This is a genomic window from Kribbella sp. NPDC058245 (assembly GCF_042882005.1).
Taxonomy (GTDB): Bacteria; Actinomycetota; Actinomycetes; order Propionibacteriales; family Kribbellaceae; genus Kribbella.
Genome location: NZ_JBHVWY010000013.1, coordinates 257,292 through 281,286 on the forward strand (window position 1 = coordinate 257,292; position 23,995 = coordinate 281,286).

At 65.1% G+C, this 23,995-nt stretch carries 16 protein-coding genes and 1 riboswitch; of the genes, 7 read left to right on the forward strand and 9 right to left on the reverse strand.

Going from position 1 to position 23,995, the window contains the following annotated elements:
• The first annotated feature begins 38 nt into the window (after nucleotides 1-38).
• Nucleotides 39-118: riboswitch (ZMP/ZTP riboswitch) on the forward strand.
• Nucleotides 119-135: 17 nt separating this feature from the next.
• Nucleotides 136-1,047 carry a 5-aminoimidazole-4-carboxamide ribonucleotide transformylase gene (locus tag ACFVWG_RS28900; RefSeq protein ID WP_391546565.1) on the forward strand — a complete coding sequence of 304 codons (912 nt, stop codon included), beginning with the start codon at nucleotides 136-138 and terminating at the stop codon, nucleotides 1,045-1,047.
• Between the two features lie 6 nt (nucleotides 1,048-1,053).
• On the opposite strand, the gene ACFVWG_RS28905 is transcribed toward ACFVWG_RS28900, so the two are convergent.
• The 3 genes from ACFVWG_RS28905 to ACFVWG_RS28915 are packed head-to-tail and all read right to left on the reverse strand — an operon-like array spanning nucleotide 1,054 to nucleotide 3,318.
• On the reverse strand, nucleotides 1,054-1,326 hold the full coding sequence (locus tag ACFVWG_RS28905; RefSeq protein WP_391546566.1) for a MoaD/ThiS family protein: 273 nt from the start codon (nucleotides 1,324-1,326) through the stop codon (nucleotides 1,054-1,056).
• A complete protein-coding gene (locus tag ACFVWG_RS28910) occupies nucleotides 1,323-2,402 on the reverse strand; it encodes a WD40/YVTN/BNR-like repeat-containing protein (protein WP_391546567.1) in 1,080 nt (359 codons plus the stop codon). Before ACFVWG_RS28910 ends, ACFVWG_RS28905 begins: the two co-directional genes overlap by 4 nt.
• A gap of 10 nt (nucleotides 2,403-2,412) precedes the next feature.
• Complete coding sequence (locus tag ACFVWG_RS28915; RefSeq protein ID WP_391546568.1) at nucleotides 2,413-3,318, reverse strand: 2-hydroxyacid dehydrogenase; 906 nt, start codon at nucleotides 3,316-3,318, stop codon at nucleotides 2,413-2,415.
• A gap of 78 nt (nucleotides 3,319-3,396) precedes the next feature.
• Here ACFVWG_RS28915 and ACFVWG_RS28920 point away from each other — a divergent pair, with 78 nt between their 5' ends.
• Together ACFVWG_RS28920 and ACFVWG_RS28925 are read left to right on the forward strand one after the other, a co-directional pair.
• Entirely contained in the window at nucleotides 3,397-4,776 is a 1,380-nt protein-coding gene (locus tag ACFVWG_RS28920; protein ID WP_391546569.1) for an FAD-binding oxidoreductase, read from the forward strand.
• Entirely contained in the window at nucleotides 4,773-6,056 is a 1,284-nt protein-coding gene (locus ACFVWG_RS28925; protein ID WP_391546570.1) for a class I SAM-dependent methyltransferase, read from the forward strand. Before ACFVWG_RS28920 ends, ACFVWG_RS28925 begins: the two co-directional genes overlap by 4 nt.
• A 59-nt stretch (nucleotides 6,057-6,115) precedes the next feature.
• Here ACFVWG_RS28925 and ACFVWG_RS28930 read toward each other — a convergent pair whose 3' ends face one another.
• From ACFVWG_RS28930 to ACFVWG_RS28955, 6 genes are all read right to left on the reverse strand, one after another.
• Nucleotides 6,116-6,631 carry an SUKH-3 domain-containing protein gene (locus tag ACFVWG_RS28930; RefSeq protein WP_391546571.1) on the reverse strand — a complete coding sequence of 172 codons (516 nt, stop codon included), beginning with the start codon at nucleotides 6,629-6,631 and terminating at the stop codon, nucleotides 6,116-6,118.
• Between the two features lie 327 nt (nucleotides 6,632-6,958).
• The gene (locus ACFVWG_RS28935) at nucleotides 6,959-7,372 is read right to left on the reverse strand and encodes a hypothetical protein (RefSeq protein ID WP_391546572.1); all 414 of its coding nucleotides are present in this window, start codon (nucleotides 7,370-7,372) and stop codon (nucleotides 6,959-6,961) included.
• Nucleotides 7,369-13,881: a polymorphic toxin-type HINT domain-containing protein gene (locus tag ACFVWG_RS28940; RefSeq protein ID WP_391546573.1), complete on the reverse strand. Its 6,513-nt coding sequence runs from the start codon at nucleotides 13,879-13,881 to the stop codon at nucleotides 7,369-7,371. Before ACFVWG_RS28940 ends, ACFVWG_RS28935 begins: the two co-directional genes overlap by 4 nt.
• Before the next feature lie 204 nt (nucleotides 13,882-14,085).
• Nucleotides 14,086-16,644 (reverse strand): LamG-like jellyroll fold domain-containing protein, encoded by a 2,559-nt coding sequence (locus ACFVWG_RS28945; protein ID WP_391546574.1) that lies wholly within the window; start codon nucleotides 16,642-16,644, stop codon nucleotides 14,086-14,088.
• Between the two features lie 363 nt (nucleotides 16,645-17,007).
• The gene (locus tag ACFVWG_RS28950) at nucleotides 17,008-18,927 is read right to left on the reverse strand and encodes a heparinase II/III family protein (RefSeq protein WP_391546575.1); all 1,920 of its coding nucleotides are present in this window, start codon (nucleotides 18,925-18,927) and stop codon (nucleotides 17,008-17,010) included.
• A 191-nt stretch (nucleotides 18,928-19,118) separates the two neighbouring features.
• Nucleotides 19,119-19,820, reverse strand: coding sequence for a hypothetical protein (locus ACFVWG_RS28955; protein WP_391546576.1), 702 nt, complete (start codon nucleotides 19,818-19,820; stop codon nucleotides 19,119-19,121).
• Nucleotides 19,821-20,107: 287 nt separating this feature from the next.
• On the opposite strand from ACFVWG_RS28955, the gene ACFVWG_RS28960 reads away from it, so the two are divergent.
• The 4 genes from ACFVWG_RS28960 to ACFVWG_RS28975 all read left to right on the forward strand — a co-directional run bounded on the left by ACFVWG_RS28960 (nucleotide 20,108) and on the right by ACFVWG_RS28975 (nucleotide 23,962).
• Entirely contained in the window at nucleotides 20,108-21,016 is a 909-nt protein-coding gene (locus tag ACFVWG_RS28960; RefSeq protein ID WP_391546577.1) for an LLM class flavin-dependent oxidoreductase, read from the forward strand.
• Between the two features lie 31 nt (nucleotides 21,017-21,047).
• On the forward strand, nucleotides 21,048-22,130 hold the full coding sequence (locus ACFVWG_RS28965) for a PQQ-dependent sugar dehydrogenase (RefSeq protein ID WP_391546578.1): 1,083 nt from the start codon (nucleotides 21,048-21,050) through the stop codon (nucleotides 22,128-22,130).
• A 124-nt stretch (nucleotides 22,131-22,254) separates the two neighbouring features.
• Nucleotides 22,255-23,115 (forward strand): general stress protein, encoded by an 861-nt coding sequence (locus tag ACFVWG_RS28970; RefSeq protein WP_391546579.1) that lies wholly within the window; start codon nucleotides 22,255-22,257, stop codon nucleotides 23,113-23,115.
• Nucleotides 23,116-23,119: 4 nt separating this feature from the next.
• A complete protein-coding gene (locus ACFVWG_RS28975; protein WP_391546580.1) occupies nucleotides 23,120-23,962 on the forward strand; it encodes a hypothetical protein in 843 nt (280 codons plus the stop codon).
• Nucleotides 23,963-23,995: the final 33 nt, after the last annotated feature.

Sequence of the window (23,995 nt, forward strand, 5' to 3'; positions counted from 1 at the left end):
GCGGCTCTGGACCCCAATTGCACGTTCCTGCAATAAGCTTGACCTACCGCGACTGGCGAGGGTGGGTCACCACCGGGGAGCGGCCGACTACGTGGCGTCGACCGCCTGGGCGCCTCCAGCTTCTGGAGGCCTCTCTTGCGCTACGGAATGAACCCCCACCAGCCTGCCGCTCTTGCCGTCATCGGAGCCCGCGCTCCGTTCACGGTGGTCTCGGGCAGTCCGTCGTATATCAACGTCCTCGACGCCCTCACCGGCTGGCAACTCGTCCGCGAAGCCGCGACTGCTTTCGGGGTGCCCGCAGCCGCGTCGTACAAGCATGTCTCGCCGGCCGGCGCCGCCCTCGGTACGACGGTTGTGGAGGCGTACCGCCGTGCCCGCGACGCCGACCCCAAGTCGTCGTACGGCGATTTCGTCGCGGTGTCACACCCGGTGGATCTTGAGCTCGCCGAGGTGCTGCGCCGTGTCGTGAGCGACGGGATCATCGCGCCCGGCTTCGAGCCGGGTGTCGTGGAGATCCTGGCCGCGAAGAAGCGCGGCACGTATCTGGTGCTGGAGGCGGACCCCGCGTTCGAGCCGCCACTGGAGGAGGTGCGCGAGCTCTACGGTCTCCGGTTGAGTCAACATCGCGACGACCTCCCGCTGACCCGGGACCTCCTGAGCCCAGAGGTCCCATCGGCGGCTGCTGACGATCTCCTGCTCGGCCTGATCGTCGTCCGCTACACCCAGTCCAACACCGTCGCTCTCTTGAAGGACGGCATGGCCATCGGCATCGGCGCCGGCCAGCAATCCCGAGTCGACTGCACGAGGACAGCCGGCCTCAAAGCCGCCTCCTGGTGGTCCCGCCACTCGAACGAGCCCTTGACTGGCGTCTCCATGGTCTCCGACGGCGCTCTCCCCTTCCCCGACAACGTGGACGAGGCGGCCCGCTTCGGCGTAGCCCACATCGCCGAACCCGCCGGCTCCATCCGCTCAGACCAGGTAGCCGCCGCCTGCACGGCCGCCAACATCACCTGGTCCCCCACCAACGTCCGCCTCTTCCGCCACTGACGAGGGCTAGCCGCCGGCGACGCTGGGGAGGACGAGGAGGTGGTCGCCGTCGGTTAGTGGGGTGTCGGCGCCGGCGAGGTCGCGGACGTTGTCCTGGCCGAGGAAGAGGTTGACGTGCCGCCGTACGGCGCCTTGCTCGTCGATCAGGCGGCGGCGCAGTGGGGCGTCGAGGGCGGTGAGGACGCTGCGCACCGTCGGGTCCGGGCCGGGGTCGACGGTGACGCGATCGGCACCGGCCGCGAACGGGCGCAGTACCGGTGGGAGGTCGAGGGTGATCACAGGACCGCGGCCCGCAGGGTGAGTACGTCGGGGAGGTGGCGAGCGACCTCGCTCCAGGTGTCGCCCGCGTCGGCGCTGGCGTAGACGCAGCCGTCGCGAGTGCCGACGTACACGCCGGCCGGGTCGGCGGTGTCGGTCGTCAGCGCGTCACGCAGGACGGGAACGTAGGAGACGTCGGGCAGGCCCTTGGTCAACGGCTCCCAGGTCGCTCCCGCGTCGCGCGAGCGGTAGACGCGGCAGGTGGCGTCCGGAGGAATTCGGTTGCCGTCAGCAACCAGCGGGAAGACGTACACGGTGTCGGGCTCGTGCGGGTGCACAGCGATCGGGAAGCCGAAGTCCGACGGCAGTCCGTCCGCGATCGACTTCCAGATCTGACCACCGTCATCGGACCGATAGACCCCGTGATGGTTCTGCGCGAACAGCCGATCCGGTACGGCGGGGTGCCCCGCGAGCTTGTGGACACACTGACCGAACTCCGGATCCGGGTCGGGCAGGAAGTACGCCTTGATCCCGTGGTTGGCCGGCGACCACGTCGTACCGCCGTCGGCCGTCTGATAGACCCCGCCGGTCGACATCGCGACGCTCATCCGCGCGGGGTCGGTCGGATGCGGCAGCACCGTGTGGACGGCCTGACCGCCGAAGCCCGCACCCCATTGCTCACGATGCGGGTGGTCCCACAGCCCGCGGACGAGCTCGAACGTCACTCCCCCGTCGGTCGACTTCCACAACGCCGACGGCTGGCTCCCGGCGTACACGACACCAGGTTCGACGCCCGGCTGGATCTGCCAGACCCGCTCCAGCGACGCATCCGTCCCCGTGGGGAACCCGATCGCGCCCTCCGGCGGCTCGTCCCAGCTCGCGCCGAGGTCGTCGGAGTGGAAGACCGCCGGCCCCCAGTGTTCACTCGTCCCGCCCACGAACAGCCGCGGCCGCTCACCGCGAGTGTCGATGCCCACGGCGTACACGCCCTGCATCTCGAACGCAGGCCCGTCGAGCCTCCACTCCCGGCGCGCAGCGTCGCTGCGGCCGATCCAGAGCCCCTTCTTGGTCCCGATCAGCAGTACAGCCTCGGACATCGTTGTCCTCCTACCGTGGCGGCCCTGCCACCACATTGACGAGTGCTTCGCCGCGCACGTAGCGCTCCAGTTGCGCCCGCACCAACCGGGCGACCCGCGGCTCGAACGCCGTCGAGGCACCCCCACGGTGCGGGTTGATCAGCACATTCGGAGCAGACCACAGCGGATGCCCCGACGGCAACGGCTCGGGGTCGGTGACGTCGACGGCGGCGGAGATACGGCCTGTGGCGAGCTCGGCGATGAGAGCGTCGGTGTCGACGATGACTCCGCGAGCCACGTTCACCAGCAGCGCTCGGTCCTTCAACTGGCTGAGGAACTTGGCGTCGACCATGCCGCGCGTCTCGTCAGTCGCGGGAGTCAGCAGTACGACGACATCCGCGCGCGGCAGCAGGTCAGGGAGGTCAGTCGTGGGATGTACGCCGTCCCGCGGCCGCCGCGCGACCCGAACCACCTCACACTCGAACCCGGCCAGCCGCCGTTCCAGCGCCTCACCGATCGACCCGTACCCAATGATCAGCACGGTCCGATCCGCCAGCGAGTCATCCATCTCGCCATAGTTGTCGCCGGGCCACACCCCAAGGTCCTGGTTGCGGACCGCCCGAGGGATCCGCCGGTACGACGCCAGGATCAGCCCGACCGCCAGTTCGGCCGTCGACGCGTCGTGCACACCCCGCGCATTGCACAAGGTGACGCCCTCCGGCAGATGCGGCAGCACACCCTCGAACCCAGCAGTCTGCAACTGGACCACCTTCAGGTCCGGCATCGTCGCGAACACCGCGGGGAAGTCCACCACACCCATGTACTCAGGCACATAGAACTCAGCCCCATCAGCCTGCGCCGCCACCCCCTCAGGCACCCCCCGCAGCACCCGCTCCGGATCCGCCCACGGGAGCGCTGCCTTCACCAAGTCACCCATAGGTCCGAACTTACCCCGGGCCGCTCGCCGTGACAGAAGTCCCATGCGCCCTCCGAATCACCGTCGTACTCTGATTAGGTGCCTTCGACATCGGATGTGGCTGCCACGCTCGATCACGATCAGGCGGTAGGGCGGCTGCGGGCGTCGTACCAGCGCATCCCCGTGGGCGAACCCGTCCGGCTGGCGAAGAAGAGTTCGAACCTGTTCCGCCCGCGTACGGCGGTGGAGCGGCCGGGGCTGGACGTGTCCGGGCTGACCGGCGTGATCAGTGTCGACCCGGTCGCGCGGACGGCCGACGTACAGGGCATGTGCACGTATGAGGACCTGGTCGCGGCGACCCTGCCGCACGGGCTGACGCCGATGGTGGTCCCACAGCTCAAGACGATCACGCTGGGTGGAGCGGTGACTGGGCTCGGGATCGAGTCCTCGTCGTTCCGCGCCGGGCTGCCGCACGAGTCGGTGCTGGAGATGGACATCCTCACCGGCGCTGGTGAGGTGGTGACCGCACGGCCTTCGGGTGAGCACGCCGACCTCTTCCGGATGTTCCCGAACTCCTACGGCACGCTCGGGTACGCCACCCGGCTGCGGATCTCCCTCGACCGCATCTCGCCGTACGTCGCCCTGCGCCATGTGCGGTTGTCTCTGGACGAGCTGGCACCGGTCCTGGACGGGATCGTTGCCTCAGGCGCCTATCGCGACGAGCCGGTGCACTTCGTCGACGGGGTTGCGTTCACCCCTTCAGAGGCTTATCTGACGCTCGGCCGCAACAGCGACGCCGTGGCCCAGACGAGTGACTACACCGGCCAGCAGATCTTCTACCGCTCCATCCAGCAGCGACAGACCGACGTCCTCACCGCACACGACTACCTGTGGCGCTGGGACACCGACTGGTTCTGGTGTTCGGCCGCCTTCGGTGCCCAGAACCCTTGGGTACGGCGGTTCTGGCCGCGCCGGTGGCGTCGCAGCGACGTGTTCCACAAGCTCGTCGGCTTCGAGAACCGTCATCAGGTTGCGGCCCGGATCAGTGCCCGCCGCGGTCAGCCGCCGCGCGAGCGCGTCGTACAGGATGTTGAGATCCCGGTAGCTGCGTTGGCCGCGTTCTTGCGCTGGTTCGATGCTGAGGTCGGGATGCGGCCTGTGTGGCTGTGCCCGCTCCGCCTGCGTGGATCCGCTGCGTGGCCGCTCTACCCGCTCGCACCTGGCGAGACCTACGTGAACGTCGGCTTCTGGGGCACCGTCCCGATCGCTCCTGATGCTGAGGACGGCGACGTCAACCGCTCGATCGAGGACGCGGTCGCCCGCTTCGGCGGCCACAAGTCGCTCTACTCCGACGCCTACTACGACAGAGACACCTTCGACCGGCTCTACAACGTCCCGGCCCTGACTGAGGTGAAACAACGCTACGACCCGGACGCCCGGCTCACCGGGCTCTACGAAAAGGCGGTGACGCGCCGATGACGACGCTCGCAACCCAGGTATCCATCGCAGACGCCCTGACAACCGTGACCCCGGACGGCCTCCCGTTCCGCTTCACGGCGTACGACGGCAGCGCCACCGGCCCGGTGGACTCCCCCATCCACATGCATCTGGCGACCGAACGCGGCCTCTCCTACGTACTGACGGCCCCCGGCGACCTCGGCCTCGTCCGTGCCTACGTCATGGGCGACCTCGAGATCACCGGCGTCCACCCTGCGAACCCGTACGAGTTCATGCGGATGATGCTCAACCAGGTCCACTTCGAACGCCCCACCCCCGCCGAAGCCCTCCGCATCGTCCGGGGCCTCGGCTGGAGCTACTTGAAGCCGCCTCCACCCCCACCCCAGGAGCACCTCCCCAAGTGGCGTCGCACCTTCGAGGGTCTTCGCCATTCCCGCACCCGCGACAAGGCCGCGATCCACCACCACTACGACGTCTCCAACACGTTCTACGAGTGGATCCTCGGCCCCTCGATGACCTACACCTGCGCCGTATACCCGTCCTTGGATGCTTCCTTGGAGGAAGCGCAATACGAGAAATACGACCTGGTCGCGCGGAAATTGGATCTGCGTTCTGGCATGCGGTTATTGGACGTCGGCTGCGGCTGGGGTGGCATGGTCCGTCACGCCGCCCGCGAGTACGGCGTACAGGCCCTAGGTGTCACGTTGTCCGCCGAACAAGCCCACTGGGCCAACGAGGCCATCAAACGCGAAGGCCTCGAGGACCTGGCCGAAGTCCGCTTCCTCGACTACCGCGACGTCCCCGAACGCGACTTCGACGCCATCAGCTCCATCGGCCTCACCGAACACATCGGCGTCCGCAACTACCCGTCGTACTTCGGCTTCCTCTTGGACCGCCTGAAGCCCGGCGGCCGGCTCCTCAACCACAGCATCACCCGCCCCGACAACCACTTCCGCTCCACCGGCGCCTTCATCGACCGCTATATCTTCCCCGACGGCGAGTTAATCGGCTCCGGCCGCATCATCGCGGAAGCCCAAGACGCCGGCTTCGAAGTCCGCCACTCCGAAAACCTCCGCGAACACTACGCGTTGACGTTGGGCGCCTGGTCCGACAATTTGATGTCCCACTGGGACGAGGCGGTGGCGGAGGTCGGCCCCGCCACAGCCAAAATCTGGGGCTTGTACTTAGCCGCCTGCCGCGTGGGCTTCGAACGCAACAACACCCAACTCCACCAATTCCTAGCCGTAAAACTGGACGGCACCGACGCCCACTTCCCCCTCCGCCCCACCTGGCTCAGCTAGTAGAACCGGCTCGTGCTTTCTGCTCCGCACCGCATGCCGAAGCAGAAAGCGCGAGGCTGTCAGTTGCTGTCCCTGGCTGACGGGGGCCACGGCTTCGCGCCCGGAGCAAGGATCTTCAGGCATTCGAGCGGATGCGACGCCATCACAGCGAACTCAATCGCATCGTCAACAGTCCTGCCGAGCTCCCAGATCCGCCCCAATCCGGTCGCCACCACCCAACCGTCATCACGCACGAACACACTCGAGGAGCTGAGCCATTCGCCAAACGGATACCAGTTGCCACCCAACTCCCGCTCCAACTCCTCGGCGAGCGCCCGGTGACCCGATCCTGCCAGAATCGGATCAACCGTTAGCGGCTCATCGTTCGAGAAGTTCGGTCCCTCAACAACCGCCGACCCAACTGAGAGTCCTCCGAATGAGCGCAGTGCCTGCGCGGCAACCTCGCTGACTCGGTATCCCTGCGCATCAAGCTCGGCCATCCACGCCGAGATATCGATCGAACGATCCTGACGCCACCCGGCGTCGGCCAACTCGTCGACAACACGTGCAGAAAATCTTGAATCATCAGCCAGCACAGCACCTACGATTCCCGGAGTCGGCCTCGAACAGCAACACCTCGCCGAGGCAGGCAAACTTGCAAGCACCGCAGGCGACGACCACGTGAGCGACTGCATCACCACCGCACAACAGCCGGCGTCGACTGCGTAAGACACAAAGCCAAGTCCGATCGTCATCTCAGCAATACGCCTGTACGCCGTCTCTCCAAGTGCTCCCAGCCATGCTGCCCCAGCTCGATTCCCATCGGCTATGTCCTCCCTTGAGCACGACCTGGCGGGGGCATCCATTTACACTGGGCCACCTCAGCACGACCGCGCGAAAGACTTCAGAGTCGAATCCGCATCTTATTCGATCTCATTCAAACTCACGCGATAATCGCGCCGCACATCCTCCACAAGACGCTTTCGGGCAGCTTTTACCATTCCGCGCGCCCACCACGAGACGCCGGGAATCCCGGGAAATACATCTGGAATTAGAAGTGCGCGAAATCTCGAATCAACCCGCTCCACATTCTTACGAAGTTGCGATAATTCAGGGAACCTCTGTAATTGCGGAGAATTTAACGCCCTCTCCAATGCGTCTCTCGACGTGAGATCATTGAAGTAATCTTCTGCGCCGAGCGGATAACCGTGCTCGCAATCATCAACGAACCTCACCCACCGCTCAAGGAGCGCCTCTGGCATAGTGTCCCGCCAGCGCCCTGAGGCCCTAATGAAAGTAGAGAACTCTTCTCCGAACTCATCATCGGCTCGATTCATCGAGCACCCTCCCTTATGAAGTATGTACCAGGGTCATCGGGACGAAAATAGGTCGTAATAGTATTCCCCTTTCTCATCCCGATTCTCCCACTTGAATCTAGTCTGATTATTGTTCCGTCGCTTCGAATTGCCTGACGCGCACCCGCCGGACAAGTCTCCGAACACATCAGAGATTTAGCATCTGCCACATAGTTTTCAAATCCTTTGTCCAGATCCTTGACGGCATACTCAGGCATATCCGGTGTACGCGTCGCCTGCCCGGCATCATCAAGCCCCAGTACATGTTTGTCAAAGTGCTCGTCTGCCACGCCAGGCGCAAAGTCACAGTTGTGAACCAGCACGGGATCAGGCCCCGCCAGGACATAGTATGTGTGATGGTTAGCGACCGTGAGGTTGTAGACACGCGCCTCTTCGGTGTACGCCCGCACTCCCGCAACAGCCAGTACGTCGCCTCCATCGGTTGTCGCGAGGAGATCACCGACACGTAGATCTCTCGCCGCCACCCAGGCATTCTGCGCCGGTACATAGAACGGATGCCCAGCGGTAGCAGTAACAACGCCAGGCCGCGCACCACCCCTTGAGCCGATTGCCGCCGCCGTTACATCAACAAGGTCTTTTCGACCCTGACCAATAATGGTTCTAACGACGTGCTCAGCAGAGGTCTTTCCAGTCGAAGGGTCGGTCGCGAGAATGGAGTCGCCGAGTTTGAGCTTCTCGATCGGCCGCCGCGACCCATCGGCCATCAGGACGAGGGTTCGTGGCATGAATGAATTGCAATCACCGAGAGCTTTGAGGGCCTTACGGGAACCTACCCAGTCTTGGACGGCACTGCCGGCTTTACCGACGAGGTTCCAAATATTTCCCATGAGCTTGCGAAACTTGTTGATCTTGAGCAGATACTTCGTGGCGAGCTTGGCGGCTATGCCGCCGACGAAGCTACTGAGGACGGTGACGCCAGTGGAGATGCAGCCGCCGATGTCGCCTTCGGTGAAGCAGTTGAGGGCGTCGGTGATACCGAGCTCGTCGGCGGCGATCTTCACAAGGGCCTTGACGACCTCCTTGATGATCTTCTTTGCCTTCTCCTGCCGTTCCCAATGCTTGGTGATCTTGTCAGCCAGATCGACCTGCCTGGCGCGGGTTGTCGGGTCGACCTTGTCCTCGGACCTCGTCGGCGTCCGCGGGGCATGCACCCCGTCGTCGAGCATGTTGTCGTCGTAGATCGCCTTCAGGCCGTCGGGGTCGCTGTAGGTTCCCGGGCTGTTGTTGCCGTAGGCATAGGCGTTCATCGTCATGGGGTCGTTGAAATCAACGAGCGGGTCGACGCTGATGAAACGGCCTAGCTTCGGGTCGTACTCGCGCGCGCCGAGATGGGTCAGACCTGTTGATTCGTCTTCGACACCGTTGACGAAACCTCTGGCGTTTGGCTCCCAGGTGGGTGATGGAGTGCCCCTCGGGTTACCGAAGGGGTCCATGAAGCGGCGGGAGATCGTGGCGGCGACGCCGTCGAACGAGACCGTCGAGGTTCCCTGCGCGTCGGGCATGAGGTACTCGACCGACGACGAACTGGTGCGCATGGCGATCGTCTTGCCGTTGAAGTCGTAGTACCGGGTCGAGGCAAGAGTCTCGGCGGTCCCGCTCTTCTCCCAACGGACTTCGGTCGAGGCGAGGTAAAGCGTGGCGCCCTTCGGGTCACGACGGATCAGCCGAGTGCCGTCGGCGTCGTAGATGAAACTGGTGTCACCGGCCGGGCCCGCGACCTTCGCCAGGTGTCCTTCGGCATCCCAGGTGAAGTTGTCGGTGTCACCACCGACGTTTCGGGTGGACATGTTGCCGGATGCGTCATAGCCGTAGTCGTCGGCGGAGGTGCCTCCTGGGCCTGAGGAGGAGACACCGGTGACAGCGTGCGGCCGATCGGCCGTCGCGGCCGGGTAGGCGTAGGTGGACGTCGTGTCGCCGTTGGCCTTGTGGTCGGTGATCGTTCGGCGGTTGCCGGCGACGTCGAACGTGTAGGACTGCCAGTACGGCGCAGGCCCGCCGAGGGTTGAGGCGGACTTCGGGTCGGTGCAGTTGGTGCCTGGGGTCCAGGCCTCGGTGGTGCGACGGAGGTAGTCCGTGGTGAAGCACTGAAGATCGACGGTGGCACCGAACTTGTGCGAGACAGACTTCACGTTCGCGGAGTCGTCGTACGTATAGGTGAAGGTATCGTCCGGCTGGGCGATGCCTTCCCGGTTGACCTCCATCTCCGTCAGACGCCGAGTACCTCGTTGGTAGGTGAACTGCTGGTACGCCGTCTTCCCGGTCTGCTGGCCCACGTGATAGAGGCCGGGCGAACCGTAGACGTCATAGGTGACGCCGCTGACGTACGACTGCCAGCCGCCCATCTTGTCCAGGTTGCCGTTCTCGTCGTACACGAGGTCGATCGACTCGTCGGGCAGTCCGGGAACCTTCGGCAGGCCGGCCTTCTTGATGCTGCCGTCGGGGTTGTACGACGTGGTCGTCGTGTAGGTTCCGGCCAGTCCCTTCACCGACTCCGAGTCAGGGATGACGACCTTGCTTCCCGTCGGTCGGCCCAAGGCGTCGTAGCCGGTGACGGCGGAGACGTAGTTGGCTCCATCGATCGTCCGAGTCGAGGAGGTCAGGAGACCCTTGGCCAGAGTGTCGTAAATCCAACTGCTGACCACAGGGCCGTCCGCAGATCCGGTGCGTACGGCGGTCTTTCGGTCGAGCTCGTCGTAGGAGTAGAACAGCTGCTGACCGCGCGCGTCCTTGGTCGAGGTCACCCGGTCCGTAGCGTCGTACGTCGTCGTAGTCGTGCCCTTGTCGGGGTCATCAGTGCGCACCTGGCGGCCGCGGATGTCGTAGCCGAAGCCCCATACACTGCCGGCGGCGTTGGTGACCGTCGAGACCTGGTCGTCGGGCGTGTAGGTGTACTTCGTCGAATCGAACGCGCCGGTCGCGGCCCGGCCCTTGTACTGCCTCAGCTCGGTCGTCTTGCCCCGGGCGTCGAACAGCGTGGTCGTGGTCGTGCTTCCCTCCGGAGGTACGACGGTCGTCGAGTCGCCGGTGTAGGTGGTCGTCGTTCGCCACTGCTCGTTGTTGTCGACGAGGAATTGCGACAGGGTCGCCCGGTTGGCGCCGTCGTAGGTGGTCTTGGTCCGGGCCGGCAGGTTCTCCTCGCTGGGCACGAACAGAACATTGGACGGCTGCGAGTTGCTGTCGTGGTACGGACCGTTCGAGGAAATCACGTTGCCGCGTTCGTCGTACCGCGTGTCGACGAGAACTCGTCCGAGGCCGGTGGCAGAAGGTGACTGAACCTGACGCGGACGCAGCATTCCGTCCAGCAGAGTCTTGCTAGTCCTGTAGGTTCCGTCCGGCTTCAGCTGCTGCGTGGTGATGACGTTCGGCGCGTTGTTGGGCACCAGGTAGCTGAAGATCATCGACGCACTGATGTTGTCGGCCTTGGAACGGTCCGGAAGCCAGACGCCGGTCAGACGGCCGAGCGCGTCGTATGTGAGGTCGGTGCGGCGGTTGTTGGCATCGATCTCGGCGACCGACGCTCCCCAGGCAGGCGCGATGACGCTCGTGCTCGTATAGCCCTTCGCGTCGGTGGTCACCGTCTGCGTGACCGGTCCCGTCGTCGACGGGGTGAACTCGACCTTGCTGGTCAGGGTGTCGAGAGCGTCGTACGTCTCGATGACCCGGCCGCGCGCGTCGTACACGGTACGAACACGCTGCTCGTAGACAGGTCCAGTCGTCCAGCGGCTCATCGTGTCGACCTTCGTCAGAAGGCCACGGGTCGGCGCGGCGGTCAGGCTGCTCGAACTGTCGTAGTAGCTCCGCTCATCCGAGATCACGTCCGCCGGCCGATTCGGAGTCGCGTCGCACTTGGCAGAGACCTTCTCCTCACGACTGACCGGACCCCAGATCCACAGGTCGGAGTTCGAGTTGTAGGTGTAGCGCGTACACCTGTCGTCCGACGACGTCGCCAGATCACCAAGATCGTCCGAGGTCAGCGGCAGTCCGTGTCCGTCGAAGGTGGTGTCCACCTGGCTGACTCGATCCGTACCAGTGCTCAACCGAGTCCGAGTGACCGTCGACTGCGTGCGCAGGAGCAGGGCGGTGTAGCCACCCGCCGAACCGGTCGAACTCACCCAAGGCGTCGAGATCGTGCCGCTGACAACCGCTCCACCGGCGCCGTTGTAAGTGATCTGTTCCCGCACGAACCCGTTGAACCGTTCGGTGTCCTCGACAGACTTGTTCTGGCTGTCGGTGACAGCGGCGGTTCGCCGTGTAGTGCCTTCGCGATCGAGATAGTCGTCGTGCATGCCGCGGAAGTAGGTGTATCGCGTTTGGGTCTTGGCACCGTCAGCAGCACCACTGCGGACATAGACGTTCTCGTAGCCTCGCCATTCGCCCCAGGTTCGCTGCTTCGGCACGGTGAACTGGCTGTTGTCGAAGTGCCAGGCAGGCGAACCGACATACTCGTAGAAGGTCTGTAGGTCGGGCTCGTTGGTCACCCGGTCGTCAACGGTGACCGACGCGACGACGTACTTGTGGAAGAAGTGCATCGTCGGGTCTTCGGCGCCTTCGACCGTCCAATACACGGGGAAGCAGCGCTTGGTGTTGTTCTGCAGCGCGTTCGGATTCGGCTTCGAGGTCGGCGAGCAGTCCGGCGGGCTGTACTTGACATTGGTCGTCTGGCCGGATTCGGAGTTGATCGCAGTAACGCGGTACTTGTTCATCGCCGGCGCCGCGTCGCCCGTCGCGTCGACCCGGTTGGGCATCGACTGGCCCAGGAAGGTGACGGTGGGGTTGGCGATCGCCGTACCCGCCATGCCCTTGTGGGTGATTGAACTCAGCCACAAGGCGGGGGTGTCCGCGTTCGGGAACGACTGGGTCAGCGTCCAGGTGTCAACATCCGAATACCGGTTGTTGCTGTTCAGGACGCCGGTGCTGATGGAAGTCAGGCGCTTCCGGGTGAAGAACGAGGGCGAGGTCCGGTCAGGGCACGTAGTCGACGAGGTACAGATCTGGTCGAAGGGGGTGTCCGGCCATTTCGAAGCGTTCGCCTCGGTCAACTGAGCCGGGTCGCAGGTCACGGTTCCGGAGGGGACGCAGCGCTCGGAAACCTGGAACGAGACCTGCGCCGGGGCGGCCGCCGTCGTCTCGGTGGCGTCGGCGACCTTCCCGTAGTTGATCTTGTCCAGATAGCTGGCCCGTTGATAGAGCGAGGCACCTTCGTTCTTGTTGCGTCCGTAGTAGTTGGTCTCCTGAACGTACTGGTACGTCATCAGGTTCTTGTTCAGGTCGACGACCTTGTCGACACTCCAGCGCCACGCCTGCTGGCAATACGAGGTCTTGTACGCCGTCTCGTAGCAGGGGTCGCCTTCATGGTTGCCGAACACCGGCACGGTACTGACGGAGTTTGCCTTGTCGCCGTTGGTCAGGGTGGGGTTCTGACCGAAGGAGTACTTGGTGCCGTCGGTCGTGGTGACCTGCCAGTACTCGCCGTTCTTGCTCCCGTCCTTGCTCCCCTGCGCGCCGTTCGCGGCGCCGTAGCGCCGCTCGATCAGCGATCCGTCGTCGTTCTTCAGCCGGAATGTGTCGACCTTGTTCACGGTGTCCGAACTGAGCTTGAACAGCTCACCGGAGTGGCTGCCGAGCGACAGGAAGGCGTTGTCGGACTTCCAGCACAGGTCGCCGGTCTTGATCTTGTTATTGCTCTGCGGCGTCATGTCGTCGGAGCACGAAACGTACTTCCGCTCGATGTAGCCGGCGTCGAGGCTGTGCCCCTGGCCGACCCACGACGCCTGGTTGTTGGTCGAGGCGACCTGGCCATCGACGGAGGCCGAGCTGTAGCCGATCGACAGCTCCGGCCGCGGCCCCGAAACACCCGGAGGAACCCGCAGCGGGTAACTCCAGGTGAAGTCGCCCGTCTGAGTTCCGACGTTCCACGCGGAGGACGGAGACAACGTGGTGGCGGCGTACGAGCCGGTCGAGCCAGACGCTGCAGCTGCAACTGCCAGGGTGGTGAACTGAGTCGGCGCCGGCTTTGCCTGCGGGACGGGTGCGATATCGACCTCGCCGCTGACCACCTTGGCTACCGTGTCGTTCTTGGCTGCGGACACAACCTGCTTCTGGACGCATGCGCCGCCGTCGGAGCAGCTCAGTTCGACCAGACGCAGCCGTGACGCCCAGTCACCGCCGTACGCATCCTCGAACTTCGAGTAGTCGACCGACACCTTCATCCGGGTGGCTGCCGCCTGCGCGTCGCTACGGGAGAGCCGCAGTACGACGCCTCGAACGCCGAGGCGAGTACTGTCGGCCTGGCTCAAGACTTCGAGCTTGGCGCCGGTGGCCGGCGCCGATTTCGCAAGTGACTTGACCGACACCGATACAGGCGAGTCAGCGGCAATCCCAGCCAAACCGCCGAGCGGTAGAGCCGCAGTCCCGACGGCGGCGACGGTCGGCATAGGCCAGACCGGCTCGGCTGGAACGTAAGCAGGCATGTCCGCCTGCTTGGCCGCGGCCGGAACGAAGGTCTTGCCGGGTGTGGACTTCTCCTGCTGGACAGTTGGCGCGGGTACCTTCGGTCCCTTTGCCTGTGCTTCGGGAACATACGACGCGACTCCAGCGACAAGGCTGACGCCGAGAAGCGTTACGAGAGCAGCCGTCCTCGGACGGGATTTGTGCAGACGCATGATTGTCCTCGGTCAGTTGGGCGAACTGTCGCGGTCGTCTTGGAAGATGGCGTCGTCATCGATGACTCCGGGATAGGTGCGAACGTCGTCGATCTGACCGTCCAGCGGATACGTGGTGCCGGAGACTGAACCGACTCCGAGCCGGAGAACACCAGCACGGTCAACAGGCGCGGATGGTGCGGTCTTGGCATAAAACGTGTGCGCCAAAGAATCGATGACGTCGAGCTTCATCGAGCGGACCCGCTCGTCGTAGCGGCCAACCAGGTAGACCCAGTCTCCGGCGACATAGGGCGACACGTCCGAACGAACGATCGCTGTCTCTGTCCCGTCGGCACCTGGGAGCGAGAAACCCCAGACCACTGTTCTGTTGTCGGGATCGGACAAGTCCTGGCTGACCGCTCCGAGCGTGAAACCACTCGTGCCCGCGCCGTCCTCACTGAACGCGATCCGCCGACCGCCTTGGTCGGAAAGCCTCACTCTTGCGCTCACGGTGAAGCTGTGGCTGGTATCGAGCATGTTCGTCATCGCGGAGGCAGCCGAATCGGTAGGTGGCAGCCGCACCGACCAGTCCTTCTTCAGATCCGCCTCCTGCCAGTGGTCGCCCGGGAGCCAGCTCGCTCCTCCGCTGAGAGTCATCGGCCGCCTGAGGCCACTCGAGTCGGCAAGAGTCGACCCATCCCCCTCGTCGATCCGCCAACCGCCTTCCGAGTCGGCCGTCTTGACGGTGATCTCCAGCTCGGCGACGCCACTCTGGTTGCCGCTGCGGTCGTAGGCCCAGGCTCGGAAGACCATTGGACCGGTCTTGGTCAGATCACGTCTGAACGACGCCTCATGGTTCTCGTTCGGCAGGTTGACGCTCGTCGGCTCATCACCGTCGACGGTGTACCGGAAGTAGTTCTGATCGACCTGCGTCTCCTTGATGTAGACACTGATCCGATCGTTCAGCAGGAACACCGGGTCTTCACCGGTATCGGCAATTTCGAGCCGCGGCGCCGGCGGGGCGGCGACATCCACGATGAACCAGCACATGCCTGAGTAGGCGGACCAGGTCACGCCGTCATTCGCCCGACCTCGCCATCCGACGACCTCGTTGACCCGAACCGGATTCATTCGTGGCGAGGGCGTGTAGTCGATCGTGCTCGTAGCGACCTTGGTGCTGCTGTTGACCGTTTGGCTGGGGGCGTCCTTGCCGTTCCGCCAGATCTCGAACTGAACAAATGATGTCTGTCGGTCGGGGTCGACGATCTGGAGATGGAGAACCGGCTGCGTGTTGTTGAGCCGCGACGGCTTGGTCACATCGGTAGAACATGTCGCCGTGGGCTCGGTGAATCGAGCACTCGCAAGCTTCGGAACGGTGTTGTAGATCACCACGAGCTTGACGTCTTTACGGAACCGCTTCCACGCCATGTCGTCGGATTCACTCGCGGCTCGCAAACCGAGATAGACGTACGACTTGCTCGCGGCGGCCTCTTCGGCGACGGCGGCCTTGACGTCGAACTCGAGCCACTTGCCGCCTTGCGTGCACTCGGGCCGGCCGACGGCATCCACCGCAGAGTCCAGATTCCGCTTCCAGACCCCGGCCTGCGTTCCGTTGCTCCAGTTGACGCCGGTACCGATCGGCGTCAACTGCCAGGCCTGGACCTCCTTCTTCGTGCAACTCGCGGCCCAGGTCTCGAATGCGCTGAAGGTCGCACTGGTGATCTGGGCGCCGGTCAGCGACCCCAGGCGCATTTTGTAGATCAGCCGCTTGCGGCTCCAGGGCTCGAACGACTGGAAACCGACCCCCTCGGGGCCTGCCCAGTTCCAGGACGACGTCGTCGGGTAGCGCTCGTTGATCATCGCCCGGCCCTCTTGCGCGAAGCTCAGAGTGGGGTCGATGTGCAGCGGGTACTCCGTAGCGGGGTCGTTGACGAGCGCCGTCGCCGGGCTGATCGTCAGGGCATCCTGAGTGACGGCTACCGGCAACTGAGCAATCTTGTCGCCCTCGAGCGGTGCCTCAGCGCGATCATCGTCGGTCGGCGCCTTCGCCTCGCCGCGGGAATCCCAGGCGATCGGCTGCGGGCCCGTGAAGACGAGGGCACCAAGATCGTCCCGGGCCTCGATCACGCCACCGGCAACCTTGGCAACGGTCAGGCCTGGAGCGTCCATCGCGAGCTCGAGCCGCTGCAGTTGCGGCAACCGCGCGGCCTCTGGCGTCTTCACGATCAGAACTTCGCTGTAGGAGTCAGCGGACGCCGTGACCTTCAAGTCCACGTCCGGGTAGACGTTGGAGTAGAGGGCGCTGTCGTCCTCAAGAGTCGGCGTCGGCAACGAGTCGGGCAAGCTCAGCTTGAGCTCGTAGCCCTGGGACTTCACCGAAATCAGCGGTCCGCTGCCCCCACCGGAGAACGCCATGTCCATGGCGGTCGCGCGGGGACGCACCCGGCCGTCGGCAGCCCGCTCGAGAGTGGTGTCGATGTCGACCCAATCGGCGCCTCGCTGTACACGAACCGGGACGCTGTCCTGCTCGAGCGTGAATGTGCCGTCCGGATTCGCGAAGGTTTGGGACGCCTCAGTTCGCTTTTCAAGCACTTCTACGCGCTGACCACTTGCCTTCGCCCGCTTGGACGGCGAATCCTTTTCCGCCGACGTGCTGCTCGCCGCTGCTGGCTGAGCGCGCACCTGCTCGACCACCAACGCTCCGAACAGCCCCACTGCCAGCGCGCAAAGACCTGCTACCGCACGCCGAGATCCAGTTTTCCGCCACTTGGGCAGACCCCACCCGTTCATTGCCCCACCGCTCCTAAGACTCCCCCGAGCCACAGATGCGTACCGAATCCTAGAGGTAGCTGAGCGTCACCGACACATACAACCCATACAAACGACCCATACAAATGGCCGTTGCCCCTCCAACCGCGGTGATCTGTCTCACCTCGGCGAGATGTTCTTGCCTGCTTACGACATGCGTGTCAGCGACCCGCCCCCGGTGACCCCGACCGACGTCTTCACGCCGTCCACCGTGAGGTCGATCACGAACGTCGTACCGGACATCCGGGTCGTGTAACCGACCTGCCCGTTGAGGCGCACCGGGATGACCAGCGACACCATGCTGACCGACTTGCCGATGCGCGCGAACATCACCGTCGGGGCGGCCTTGCGGGTGTTGATGTTCGGAAAGACCCAGCCCTGTTTCGGGGCGGTCTGGGCTTGCTTGACCAACGTGGAGCCGGCCGGTACAGCCGCTCCTCGATACGGAACCTGCAGCAGCACGGTTCGGGTGTTCTCACCGGCCTTCTTCGCTACTGCCGCCGTACGCGACGTGACCGTCGCGGTCTGGTCCGACGGAAGGTGCCAGAGCGTCTGGAACTGCTGGGACGTCTTGGCCGAGGCTCGATCCAGCGTCACGATCACGTCTGGCTTCCGCAGCACCAGAACGGCACGCACTCGGTTGACCCCGGCTGCGGGTGAGTCCTTGAGCTCGAAGAAGTCCGCTGCCGGCTTCGCTGAGTACTGCGTCAGCGTGGTCGCCGGATTCGCGTCCGCCAACTGCGGTGTGGTCAAGGTGCTGTGCGCGTACGGACCCATCACCCACGGCCGCCAGCCGTCATTCACATAGCCCGAATAGCCGCTGTCGACGACGATGTCACGTCCACGGGCCTGATAGGTGAGCGAGGTGTGGTCGACGTGACCGTGCAGTGCCCGGCGGCCGCCGAATCGCAGGCTGTACGCCGATTCGGACGGGAACGGGACCGTCGATCCCCAGCCGGATCGGCCGAAGACGTAGCCGGCCTTGTAGACCGCGACCCGATCCACCGGCGCCGTACCGGACTTGCCCTGGCTCGCGGCGTACTCCATCGGCGTACCGGCGATGTTGTAGGTCTTTACGGTCTCTGTGTCGCCGATCTGGTGGAGCAGGCCCTGCGGCGTAGTCGCGTGCGCGATGAACTTCGCCAGCAGCTCTCGCCGGGTCTTGATGGTCGTGCCCGGGTCGACACCGCAGCCTTCGAGGGCAGTCGCGGCACGGCCCCACAGCGAATAGTTGAACTGGGCGTAGTTGGTGGACTGCTCGTTGGTCGCGCCCTGGTCGTCGATCGCCGTCGTGATCGCCTGCCCCAGCCGGGTCTGCGCGGTGGTCATGTAGTCGTCGCGATTCAACGTGCACCCGACACCGAACAGAGCGATGCTCTCGTCCGTGCCGTGGTTCCCGGCGCCGCCCCAGTTGTTGATCATGAACGTGGCATGGTCAACCAACGCCTGATCGATCCAGGAGTAGTCCTCCGGCAGCGTCTCGACGCCGAGATTCGCCAAGACCGCTTGCCGGGTACAGATGATCACGTTCGTCCGATGCATCGTCGCCTCATGGGCACCGGCGTCGGACTTCCAGGAGTACGGATTGTCCTTCACCCAGTCGCGAACAACCGCCGTCACATGGTCCAGCGCGGCTTTGTCACCATTCGCGGCCGCGCCGATGCCCTGCCCGAGCCAGCGCAGCGAATGCAGCCACATGTACCAACTGGGGTTGTTGTACGGGTTCGACTTCCAGTTCACGTTGCCCTGGCCGTCGCCGACCTTGTACGGCGCGAAGGTGCTCCAAATGAACGTGTCATCCATAACCGCGCTCAGCGGAACGGCGTCGTCGATCGTGCTGAAGCCGGGGCAGACATAGGTCCCGCCGGCCGCCTTGGCCGCGGCCTGCGTCCGCGACTTGATGTCGGTCGCGGCCTTCCCGGTCACCGGCACGTAGTTCGCCGTACCGGGCACGTACTGCGACTCGCTCGGCTCCGGAATGTCCGGCAGCACCGCGATTCCGGGACCGCTTGCTGCGGATGTCGGCGCAGCGGGTCCAGTCAGCGCGATCCCACCCACTCCCGCCATGACGACAGCAGCCGAAAACACGCGTCTGAACACCACGAAGTTCCCCCACCATGAAGCTGCCCGTAGGCAGCACCCCAGATCCCCTTGTCGCCCCCGACGCTTCATAGTGTGCACGCCCGATTACGGTTAAGCCAATCGACTCGAACCGCGAGAACGGTACGAACCACGCCTTTGACGCGGACGTGTGCCTGTCAGGGGGCTACGGCGATTCGTTGTTCGGTGTAGGTGGGGCTGAGGTTGCCGGCTCGGTCGTAGGACCAGGCTCGGATGGGGGTGGGGCCGGAGTCGGTGAGTTTGACGGTGACTTTGCCGGGGCAGGCGGGGATGGGGGAACCGGGGGCACTGGTGGCGACGGCGTACGCGTACTGCGTGACGTCGGTGGAACCGGCGTTGCCGAAGGTGAGGGTGATCTTCTGGCCTACTTTGTAGGGGCCGGGGCTCAGGGTGAGGGTCGGCGCGTTGGGACGGACCGTGTCGATGCTGAGTTCGCAACCCGCAGACCACGGGGATGCCGCGCCGGTGCTGTCGACGACGCGGGCCTGCCAGGAGTAGGTGGTTGCATCGGCGAGGGTGGGCTCACTGCCGGCCTCGAACCAGACGCCGACGACCTTGGTGAAGCTCTCACTGGTGAAGACCTCGGTGCCGTCTGCGAGGTTCTTGAGCCGAAACTCGACCTTGACCGATCGCCCGTCGTTCTCATCGGCGGCTGGCACGAAGGCTTGTAGACGCGGGCTCGTCTGATTGACGAGCGGGCGGTTGACACCGCGGATGCAACTGGTCGCGGGATTTGTCGTCCGCAGGTTCTCGTCGGTGGGAGCGGCCGGAGCGGCGTACGCCGTGGTGGGGATGATCAGGGCGGCCAGAGTGGTGGCGGCGAAGAGGCGTGCGCGCATGCGAAGTCCTTCGGTGAAAGGGCGGCCCCGAGCCTTCGAGCCGTGAGCAGGTGAGCTCACTGCGATTGATGCAATCCCCTGAGTGAAAGTTGTGGCGTACCGAAGGACGGGTAGTGGTCGGCGGCTTGGGGAGCATCGGGGCGGACTGGTGGCTCTCGAGACGCGGCTGGCGAGGACCACTACCCGTTGGTTGGTACGCAGCCGACTGGAGTTGATGCCGACCGCGCATGAACGGCGGGGTGCATCGGCATTGGACTGCGGGTGGGGCGGGGGGTGACGGTGGGTGGGTGACTGTCGAGTTCGGGGTGTTGGTGGATGTTCGGGACGACCGGTACGGCGACGTGGGCGACGAGGTGGTCCGGGCCGAGCGGTTGGGGTTTACGAGTGCTTGGTTGTCGGAGCATCACTTGGCGCGGGATGGGGCCTTGCCTTCGGTTTTGGTGATGGCGGGGGTGTTGCTGGGACGCACTCGGCAGATTCGGGTGGGGACGAATGTGCTGGTGTTGCCGTTCCGGCATCCCGTGCAGGTGGCGGAGGACGCCGCCGTACTCGATCTGGTGTCGGGTGGGCGGTTTGTGTTGGGGGTGGGCCAGGGGTATTCGGAACGGGAGTTCGAGCTGTTCGGGATAGATCGGCGGCAGCGGGGGCGGTTGCTCGAGGAGGGGGTGGGGGTGATCCGGCGGGCCTGGGCGGGCGAGTCGGGGGTGACGCCTCGGCCGGCTCACGACGTTCCGATTTATGTGGCTGGCGTGACGGCGGCCGGGCTGAAACGGGCCGCGCGGGTCGGCGACGGGCTCCTGGTGTACTGCGCTACGCCGAAGGATTTCGTGGCTCGACGGCGATTGATGGACGAGGTGCTGACCGACGTGCCGCCATTGATCTGCACGGGGATCATGCATGTCGACGAGGATGCGGATCGGGCGTGGGCCGTGGCGGCGCCGGGGATTGCTTATCTCGAGGGCGAGATCGCGTCGTACGGCGGGAACGAGCCACCGGTGTTGCGCCGGGAGGATTACTTGGTCGGTACGCCGGAAGAGGTCGCGCGACGGTTGATCCAGTTGCAGGCTCAGACCGGATTCGTCCAGTTTGCGCACTGGATGCGCTTGCCGGGGATGGCGCAGGACGTGGCGATGCGGTCTCTCGAGTTGATTGCGCGCCGGATTGTTCCGGCCGTGCGGGCTGGGGGTGGGCGATAGCTTGGGGAGATCGGCTAGCTGAGGAGACGGCGTGGCACGGACGTGGGCGGCGGGGTTGGCGGCGGTTGCGGTGCTGGCGGGGTGCTCGGAAGCGGGTGGAGGGCCGGCTCCGAGTAGCAGCGCCGGTACGACGGGGGCGGCGCCGAGCGCTAGTGGGCAGATCCAGCTGACGGTGGCGTCGACGGTGGTGACGGGGATTGACGTGCCTTGGGGGTTGGCGTTCTTGCCGGACAAGAGTGCATTGGTGGCTGAGCGGGACTCCGGCAAGGTGAAGCGCATCGTCGACGGCAAGGCGACTGAGGTCGGGACCGTTGAGGGGGTGGATCCCTCGTCGGAGGGTGGGCTGCTCGGGCTCGCGGTCGACCCCAAGGCGCCGTACGTGTATGCGTATTTCTCGGCGAGCGGCGACAACCGGATAGCTCGGCTGACGTACAAGGATGGGCGGTTGTCGGAGCAGACGACGATCCTCGACGGGATCCCGCAGGCGGCGATCCACAACGGGGGGCGGTTGCGGTTCGGGCCGGATGGGTTCCTGTACGTCGGGACGGGTGACGGCGGTGATCGGCCGAACTCGCAGAACGACGATTCGCTGGGTGGGAAGATCCTGCGGATCACGACCGAGGGGAAGGCCGCGCCGGGGAATCCGGGCAACAGGTTGTGGATCACCAAGGGGCATCGGAATGTGCAGGGCCTCACGTTCGACGGGACTCAGCTGTACGCCGCTGAGTTCGGGCAGAACACGTGGGACGAGCTGAACGCGATCACGCCTGGGTCGAACTACGGGTGGCCGGCGGCGGAGGGAGCCGAGGGGCTGGACGGGATGGTGGATCCGATCGCGCAGTGGAGGACGAGTGACGCGTCGCCGAGTGGGGCGGCGTTCGCGCGGGGGCATGTGTTCATGGCGTCGTTGCGGGGTGAGCGGTTGTGGGCGGTACCGGTCGCGGGCGGGAAGCGGGTTGGTGAGCCGCAGGCTTTCTTCGTGGGGAAGTACGGACGGTTGCGGACGGTGGAGGTCGCCCCGGACGGATCGTTGTGGGTCACGACGTCCAACACCGATGGGCGTGGTGAGAGTCGAGAGGGCGACGATCGGATCCTGCGGGTGACGATCGGATGATGAACGGCTGAAGGAAATCTGTTGTGTGACTGACATCTGAGCCGTCAACCGTTTGGGCGTTTCGGCCGTCTGGTACTAGTGGGGAGGAACCCCTTACACAGAACATTTTTCGGAGGAGTTGGTAATGCGGCCCGATCAGGCAGTCGTCCCCAGCAGTGTCGTCGCTTCGGTGGGCACCTTCACGGATGCTCAGCAGACAGTCGACTATCTGCGCAGTTACGGGATGGACTCACGAAGCCTGGAGGTGGTCGGCGCCGAGCTGCGGCTGTCCCGCAGACAGGCTGCGGTGCCGGTCGTCCGCCGGACTCTGATGAGCGCGGGCGCGGGTGCACTGCTCGGCGTACTGAGTGGGGTGTTCGTGACGCTGGTCGCGGAGACCACGCTGACCGCGTTCTCGGTGTTGCTGTGGGGTTTCGTGTACGGCGTACTGGTCGGAGCGATGTGGGGGCTGTTCCAGGGGCTCGTGCGGAACCGGCCCGATGCGCCCGCGGTCGAGGTGATCGTGCCGTCGTACTACGAGGTCCGGTGCGCGCTGGAGGACGTCTCGGTGGCGCTCAGCCTGCTGGGTACCGAGCCTGAGCCTGAGCCCGTGGTCGAGCCCGAGCCTGTGCTGAGTTCGCGGCTGCTGGTCCAGCCGCCGCAGCGCTTCGTCGCGCCCGCGCCTGAGCCTGAGCCTGTGGTCGAGCCGGGGCCCGTGGTTCAGCCGGGGCCCGTGGTTCAGCCGGAGCCCGTCGTTGCGCCTGAGCCGGTCGTGAAGCCCAACTACCTGGTCGAGCCTCCCCAGCGCACCGTGCGCCCCGAGCCTGAAGCCGCGCCAGAGCCGGAGCCGATCGCGGAGACGAAGGCGGAGGAGCCGGTCGCTGAGTCGAAGCCTGACGACACGACGCCTGTAGTCGACGAGAAGCCACCGGTACGACGCCAGCCGTCGCAGACGACTCGCAAAGCCCGCGCGAAGAAGAAGACGGCCCGCACTAACGCCGCCTAACCCCGTGGACCACGCCCACTTCCGCCGTACGGCGGTAGCTCCCGTCCTGGCCGCGTATGCCGCAACCCCCGGCGTGGACGCAGTCATGCTGGGCGGATCCACGGCTCGCGGCGACGCGGACCGCTGGTCAGACGTCGAGGTCGGCGTCTTCTGGGCCCGACCGCCGACCCTGGCTGAGCGCCTGGCGCCCGCGCCAAGCGTCCGTCCGGGCACGCCTGAGGACGACGACCCACCCTGGTACGACTATCTCGAGCTGGACGGGTTGGCGATCGACGTCGAGCACGCATTGTCGAGCAAGGTCGAGGAGACTCTCGGCCTTGTCCTCGAGGCCTGTATCCCCGATCCGGACGGTCTGACGTTGCTCAAGGGCCTCGTGGACGGGAGCGATATCGGCGGTCCCCGTCCGGAGTTGGTTCATATGTGGCAGCGGCGAGCGTCGACGTACCCGCGAAAGCTGGCGATCGCGATCGTCGAGCGAGACGGGGCAATCGACAAGTTCTGGCGATGCCAGATGCTGGCCGAGCGAGACAACCCGGTCCTACTCGCGCGCGAGTTTCTCCGCGTGACCAACCAGCTGCTCACAGTCCTGCACGCCGTGAACGGCTGCTACACCGGGCACGTGCTCGCCTTCAAACGTCTAGATGCGATGGAGGCCGAGCTGTCCCACGCACCCGCCGACCTGGCCCAACGCTTGCGGACCGTCTTCGCCGCTCCCCCGCCAGAGGCCACCGAGGTACTGCGCCAACTGGTCGAGGCCACCTACGACGTGATCGAGGCCGAACTACCCGAGGCAGACGTCACCCGCCTACGAACCCGCTTCCGCACAACCCGCAGACCTATCGAATAGGTGGTGGAGCGCGACCGCTCCACCACCCTCCGA